Consider the following 6868-nt stretch of genomic DNA (forward strand, 5'->3'; position numbering starts at 1 on the left):
CTACTCGGGCAGCTCGCCGCGCGCCGCGCTCTGCCGGTAGGGCGGAAAGCGCCACGCGCTCTCGCGAGAAAGCAGACCGCCATGTCCCATGCCGGCGAGCTCGGCGTTGCCGACCTCTTCGTCCGCCAGGAGGCGGGGCAGGACGAGGTCGAAGGAGGTCGCCTGGGAGAACATCCCGCAGGCGGGCATGCCGAGGACCGGGCGCCCTTTCCATCGGGCGAGCCACAGGAGGCTTCCCGGATGGGCCGGCGTGCCATGGCGCACCATGACCCCGCCCGCTATCCTGAGGCCCTCGAAGATCGCGTCGAGCGGATCGAGGGAGGCGGCGCCGGCTCCGACGAGGAGCTGGGCGCCGGCCGCGGCCAGGGTCTCGAGGGCCCGGGCCACGGCGCCACCATCGTCGGGGCAGTACTGTATGGGCAGGAGACTCGAACCGAACCAACTGACCTTCTCAGTCAGCGCGGCCTCGAAGCGCGCCCGCTGCGGCGCCGGCAGATTGGCCCGGGTCAGCGCCCCGATCTTCAGTGGCCGGAAGGCCTTGACCGTGACCACGCCGCCCGTCGCCCAGGCCCGAGCCTCGGCCCGCTTGACCAGTGACTCGGCCATGGCGAGAGGAACGATCTTCGCGCGGGCCACCGCCTCACCCGCCTCGACGGGCTGAAGATCGTACAGGGTGTAGACGGCCAGGCCTTCCTGGGCATTGATCTCCGCGAGAGCCTGCTCGCGCACTCTCAGCAGCCCGCGCTGCGCCGCCGCGAGCGTCCACTGCCCGCCGCTATATCCCCTCACCTCGACGCCCTCGCCGGCGGCCGCCTGCGAGAGCCGCGCGCCCGCCGGCTCCTCGTGGATATCGCCCGGCTCGAGCTCGAGGAGATGGAGCACGCGCCACGGAAGCTCGAGGAGGCGCCGGGCAAGCTCGGCATCGAGTACCTGCCCCTTCTCGACCGCGACTTTCCCGTCCGCGCCACGCACGTCGCCACAGATGACGCGCCCTTCCAGGGTAGCCACAACGGCATCCTCGCGAGCGACGGCGACAGCCTTCACTTAATTCCCTTCCTCACCTTTTCGCTGATGGGCAGGCAGGTGGCGCCACGCTGAACGGCGAGCACCTCGGCCAGCACGGCCAGCGCGATCTCGGGCGCGGACTGGGCGCCGAGGTCGAGGCCAATGGGTACCCGCACCCGGGTAAGCAGATCCTCCGCCACGCCATCCTCTCGCAAGAGGTCGAGGATGGCCTTGCCCCGCCGGCTCGAGCCCAGGAGGCCGATATAGCCGACGGGCGTCTGGAGCGCATGCTTGAGCACGGGCAGATCGTACTTGTAGTCGTGAGCCACCAGGACCAGCGCGGTGGTCGGGCCGAGGGGCACGCTCTGGACCAGCTCGGAAGGAATGCCGATCTTGAGCTCGTCCACGTCGGGAAAGCGCTCGCGGGTCGCGAATCGCGGCCGGCCATCGATCACCACGGTCTTGAAGCCGACGATGCGAGCGAGAGAGCAGAGGGGCATCGACACGTGACCGGCGCCCACGATGAGCATGATGGATGGCGGCGCGAAGACCTCCGCAAAGATGCGCGTCCCGTCAATGGTCAGAGTGGTGGACTTTCCTGCCCGCAGGGGTCCCTGGGTCTCGGCCACCGCCCGCTCGTCGAGCGCGGCGCTCCCCAGCCCGCCCTCGCGCGCCCCGGTGTCGAGGACAAGCAGCTTGGCCCCATGCTGGGGCGCGTCGAGCCGTGTCAGAAGCGCGCCCCGGCCCCCTGCTTCCGCGTGCTTGCGGAGCCGCTCGTAGTGCCGCAGGGTCTCGTCGCTCGCCTCGTGGAGATCGACGGGCTCCACGAAGACCTCGATGGTGCCCCCACAGGTGAGCCCGATCTCCCAGGCGTCTTCGTCGCCCAGGTTGAGCTCGAGGAGTCGCGGCTTGTGCGTCGCGAGGACGGAGGCGGACTCCTCGATGACTTGCGCGTCGACGCAGCCGCCGATGGTGACGGAGCCCAGCACCCGCCCATCTTCGCCGACCAGCATCTTGGCGCCTTCCTTGCGCGGCGTCGTCCCCCGGGTATTGACGAGGGTCGCCACCGCCACCTTGCCCTCGGCATGGCGCAGCCGATCCAGATTCTCGAAGAGCTCTGTGGTCATGCTTGCCTCATCGTATGGTCAAGTGGCCGGCAAGCTCGCGCAGGCTCGCCAGGTTGTGCGCGGCGGCGAAGTGGTCGACGAGGGGCAGGGCGGCCGCCATCCCGCGGGTCAGCGGCTCGTAGGATGGATTGCCCAGGAGCGGGTTGAGCCAGATCAGGCGACCGGCCCGACGCTTGAGGGACAGCATCTCCTGAGCCAGGACCTCGGGTTCGCCGGTGTCCCAGCCATCCGAGAGGAGGAGCACGATGGTGCGCCGGTCGACCAGGTGCCCCCAGGTCTGGTTGAACTCCCGGAGGGAGTCGCCGATCCGGGTGCCGCCCGACCAGTCGCGTACCTCGGTCAGGCGCCGGAGCGCGCTCTTGTAGGACGGCCCCCGCAGCAGGTCCGACACGCGCGTCAGCCGGGTGGCGAACGTGAACGTCTCCACGCGTCCGAAGACGTTCTGGAGCGCGTAGAGGAACTGCAGCAGGAACCGGCTGTAGAGGTCCATGGATCCCGAGACGTCGCAGAGCAGCACGAGGCGCACCTTGCGACGGCGCCGTGACCGGCGTCGGAGCTCGATGATCTCGCCGCGCGTGAGGTTGGCCCGCATGCTCCGCCGGAGATCCACCACGCCGCCCCGCCGGGTGGGCTTGCGCCGGCGGCTCACCCGGCGCGCCAGACGCTTGGCGATCTGCACGGTGAGCCGCGCCACCTCCTCGAGCTGCTCGGCGGGGAAGGTCGAGAAGTCGTGCTCCATCAGCACCTCGCGATCGCTCTGCCCGGGCACCTCGAGCGGCTCGCCCTCCTGCGCCTCCCCCTCGTCCCAGTCCTCGAGGGCGATCTGCGCCTGCTTCTGCTGCGCCCCTTCCAGGCCGCCCGTCGGCGGCTCCTCCTCGCTGCCACGCGGCTGGACCGCCGCCACGAGCCCGTCGAGCCCCTGCCCGTCATCGGCCTGAAATTTCCAGAAGGCCTCGAAGCAGCGATCGAAGGCGGGCTGCTCCTCCATGCGGCTCACCAGCACGGTCCGGAGGGCGAGGTAGACCTGGGCGCGGTCCATCAGATCCACCACCTCGAGCGCGCGCACGGCGTCCATGAGAGCACCCGTGGTCACGGGCAGGCCAGAGGCGCGCAGCATGGCGCCGAAGCCGAGCATGGCGCGCATGAGGTCTCGGGGCACGGCCATGCGCTCTCAGCTCTGCGCCGCGACGAAGCGGGCGATGCCGCCGGTGGCGAGCTCGCGCTTGAGCCGCTTGACGTCCTCGGCGTCCTTGACCACGCAGCCCAGGGTCTCGGCCACCAGCTCCTCGTCGAGATGATCGGCGTGGAGCGAGGTCAGGGCCTGGGCCCAGTCGAGCGTTTCGGCCACCCCGGGCACCTTGGCCAGCCGGATGGTCCGCACCGTCTCCATGAAGCGCGAGATCTCCCGGGCCAGACGCTCGTTCACCCCCGGCACCTTGCGGGTGACGATGCGCACTTCCTTCTCGAAGCCGGGAAAGTCGATCCAGAGGTAAAGGCAGCGGCGCCTGAGGGCATCCGACAGCTCCCGGATGCGGTTCGAAGTCAGGATGACATAGGGGGGCTGCGTCGCCTTGATGGTGCCGATCTCGGGGATGGTGACCTGGAACTCGGAGAGGACCTCGAGCAGGAAGGCCTCGAACTCCTCGTCGGCCCGATCGATCTCGTCGATGAGGAGGACGGGAGGCGTTCCCGTCTCGCTGATGGCCTGGAGCAGGGGGCGCTTGATGAGAAAGGGCGGCGAGAAGATGGCCGCCTCCTTCTCGGTCAGCGAATGGCTGGTGCTCTCCTCCAGCTTGATGTGCAGGAGCTGCTTCGGGTAGTTCCACTCGTACAGCGCCTGGGCGGCGTCGAGACCCTCGTAGCACTGAAGGCGGATGAGGTTGGTCTCCAGCATCTTGGCCATCACCTTGGCCACCTCGGTCTTGCCGACGCCCGCATGTCCCTCGATGAGCAGGGGCTTCTTGAGCGTCATGGCGAGGTGCACGGACATGGCGATGGCCGGGTCCGTGACGTACTCCGCCGCCTCCATCATCTCCTCGATCTTCTTGATCTCGGCTCTCATGGTTCTCTCAGTTTACCCTGGATTGCCGGGGCCCTTGAGCCTCTCGTAGTCCTCCGGCGTGTCGATGTCGGGCGGCATGGGCGTCGGGAAATCCACGACGGCCAGACGGGACCTCTCTCTTTCGACGACGGCGCGAGCGCCCCGGTCGCCGGGAAGATCGAGAAGCTCGGGGAAAACGGGGGCGGCAAAGAGCACGGGATTGCCCAAACCGTCGGCGTACCGTGGCACGGCGATCGACTTGCCCAGGGCCTTGATCGCTCCCAGCAGGGCCGGGATGACCCCCGATGGCACCGCGGGCTGATCGCCGAGCGCGATGAGAACGGCCGTCGTTCCCGGAGCCAGGGCGCGAACTCCCGCGCCGACCGAAGACCCCTGCCCCGCCTCGGGCGTCGGATTGACAACCAGGCGCACTGGCAGTCCTTCCAGGGCGCGCGCCGTCGCCTCGTGCTCTGGCCCCACCACCACGACCACGTCGCGAATGCCTGCCGTGAGCACGCGCTCCGTCGCGTGTCGGAGCACGGTCGTGTCCCCGTAGGGGAGGAGCAGCTTGGACTTTCCCATGCGGCGCGAGAGGCCGGCCGCGAGCACGATGGCGGAGGTCATGGTCGAGCCGAAACGTGGCCGACGAGCCGGAGGCGAGGAGCACGGTGAGGCGAGGGCTGAAATGGTGGAGGCGAAAAAAGAGGCCCCGCGGACTCGCGCCCGCGGGGCCGGGGAGTGCCGGGACGTCTCACTTCTTGGCGGCTGCCGCCTCCATGGCTCGCTTGGCGAATACTCGCAAGAGATGCTGCTTGTACTCGACCGAACCCTGGAGATCCGCCTGCACGTCCACGCCGTCGGCGGCCTTCTCGGCCGCGGCTTGTATCGAGGCCGCGTCGGCGGACTTGCCGGCGATCGCGGCTTCCACGCCCTTGGCGCGCGTCGCCTTCGTGCCGGCGCCCGTGAGACCGATGCTGGCCTTGCTGATCTTGCCCCCATCCATGGTCAGCACGGCGGCCACGCCGACCACGGCGAACCGCGAGGCGGGATGGGGGAACTTCGCGTAGGCCGACTTGACGTTGGCCGCGGCCGCGGGCACGCGGATTTCCGTGAGAATCTCGTCATCTGCGAGCGCGGTGGTCAGGAGGCCCTTGAAGAAGTCATCGATCTTGATCGTGCGCTTGCCCTTGGGCCCCTCGGCCACCATCTCGGCCCCCAGCGCGATGACGGCGGCCGGCCAGTCGGCGGCCGGATCGGCGTGGGCCAGACTGCCTCCGAGCGTGCCCATGTTCCGCACCATGGGATCGCCGATATGGCCGGCGACCTCAGGCATGAGCGGGCACTTGCTCTTGAGCACGGCGGAGGACTCGATGGCGTAGTGCGTGGTCAGGGCCCCGATGACCAGGTTCCCGCCCTCCTCCTTGACGCCGGACAGCGACGAGATCTTGCCGATGTCGATCACGTGCTTGGGCTGGGCGAGGCGGAGCTTCATGGCGGGCAAGAGGCTGTGGCCGCCCGCCAGGACCTTGGCGTCGTCCTTGTGCTTGGCGAGAAGGTCGAGGGCTTCCTTGACCGAGCCGGCCTTGTGGTACTCGAACTGGGCTGGATACATGAGTGTCTCCCTTACTTCTTCGATTTGGCGGCCTGGATGGTCTTCCAGACCCGCTCGGCCGTGAGGGGCATGGCTTCGATATGGTCCACGCCAAGGCCCGAGAGCGCATCGACGACGGCATTCATGACGGCGGGAGTCGACGCGATGGTCCCCGTCTCCCCTGCCCCCTTGACCCCGAGCGGATTGACTGGCGTCGGCGTCTCCGTGCGGCCCGTCTCGTACATGGTCAGCATGTCCGCCCTGGGCAGGGCATAGTCCATCAAGCTGCCCGTGACGAGCTGTCCGGACTCCTCGTCGTAGACGGCGCCTTCCCAGAGGGCCTGGGCCACGCCCTGCGCGATGCCTCCGTGAACCATCCCATCGACGATCATCGGATTGATGACGTTGCCGACATCGTCCACCGCGAGATAGCGGAGGATCTTCACGTGGCCGGTGTCCTGATCCACCTCGACCACGCAGGCATGCGCGCCGAAGGGGAAGCAGAAGTTGGACGGATCGTAGAAGCTCGTCGCCTCCAGGCCCGGCTCGACCCCGTCCGGATACTTGTGAGGCACGTAGGCGGTGAGGGCGACCTGGCCGAAGGGGATCTTCTTGCCGGGCGAGCCTTTCACCACGAACTCGCCCCCGACATAGTCCATGTCCTTGGCATTGGCCTCGAGAAGATGGGCGGCGATCAGCTTGCCCTTCTCTTTGATCTTGTCCATGGACATGACCAGCGCCGTGCCCCCCACCGAGGCCGAGCGGCTGCCATAGGTGCCCATGCCGAAGGGCACGATACCCGTGTCGCCGTGGACGACCTCGACGTCGTCCATCGGAATGCCGAGATGGTCGCCCACGAGCTGGGCGAATGTCGTCTCGTGCCCCTGGCCATGCGAGTGCGAGCCGGTGAACACCGTTACCTTACCCGTCGGGTGCACGCGCACCGTTCCGGATTCCCAGAGTCCGGCCTGGGCGCCGAGGGAGCCGACCACCTTGGAGGGCGCGATGCTGCAGGCCTCGATATAGGTCGAGAAGCCGACGCCGAGGAGCTTGCCGCTCGATCGCCCGGCCTGCTGGTCGCTCCGGAATTTCTTGTAGTCGAGC

The 6868-nt window shown here is 68.4% G+C and carries 7 protein-coding genes; all 7 read right to left on the bottom strand.

The window, feature by feature from the left end; all coding sequences use genetic code 11:
- Complete coding sequence (locus VGT00_12760) at positions 1-1044, bottom strand: hypothetical protein (GenBank protein HEV8532283.1); 1044 nt, start codon at positions 1042-1044, stop codon at positions 1-3.
- Positions 1041-2132 (bottom strand): XdhC/CoxI family protein, encoded by a 1092-nt coding sequence (locus VGT00_12765; GenBank protein HEV8532284.1) that lies wholly within the window; start codon positions 2130-2132, stop codon positions 1041-1043. The genes VGT00_12760 and VGT00_12765 overlap by 4 nt, the downstream gene beginning before the upstream one ends.
- 7 nt (positions 2133-2139) lie before the next feature.
- Positions 2140-3297: a VWA domain-containing protein gene (locus VGT00_12770; GenBank protein HEV8532285.1), complete on the bottom strand. Its 1158-nt coding sequence runs from the start codon at positions 3295-3297 to the stop codon at positions 2140-2142.
- Positions 3298-3303: 6 nt separating this feature from the next.
- The gene (locus VGT00_12775) at positions 3304-4194 is read right to left on the bottom strand and encodes a MoxR family ATPase (GenBank protein HEV8532286.1); all 891 of its coding nucleotides are present in this window, start codon (positions 4192-4194) and stop codon (positions 3304-3306) included.
- Positions 4195-4206: 12 nt separating this feature from the next.
- Complete coding sequence (locus VGT00_12780) at positions 4207-4797, bottom strand: nucleotidyltransferase family protein (GenBank protein HEV8532287.1); 591 nt, start codon at positions 4795-4797, stop codon at positions 4207-4209.
- A 127-nt stretch (positions 4798-4924) separates the two neighbouring features.
- Positions 4925-5785 (bottom strand): xanthine dehydrogenase family protein subunit M, encoded by an 861-nt coding sequence (locus VGT00_12785; protein ID HEV8532288.1) that lies wholly within the window; start codon positions 5783-5785, stop codon positions 4925-4927.
- An 11-nt stretch (positions 5786-5796) separates the two neighbouring features.
- A partial coding sequence (locus VGT00_12790) for a molybdopterin cofactor-binding domain-containing protein (GenBank protein HEV8532289.1) occupies positions 5797-6868 on the bottom strand: 1072 nt, incomplete at its 5' end.

The organism is Candidatus Methylomirabilota bacterium, assembly GCA_036002485.1.
Taxonomy (GTDB): domain Bacteria; phylum Methylomirabilota; class Methylomirabilia; order Rokubacteriales; family CSP1-6; genus AR37.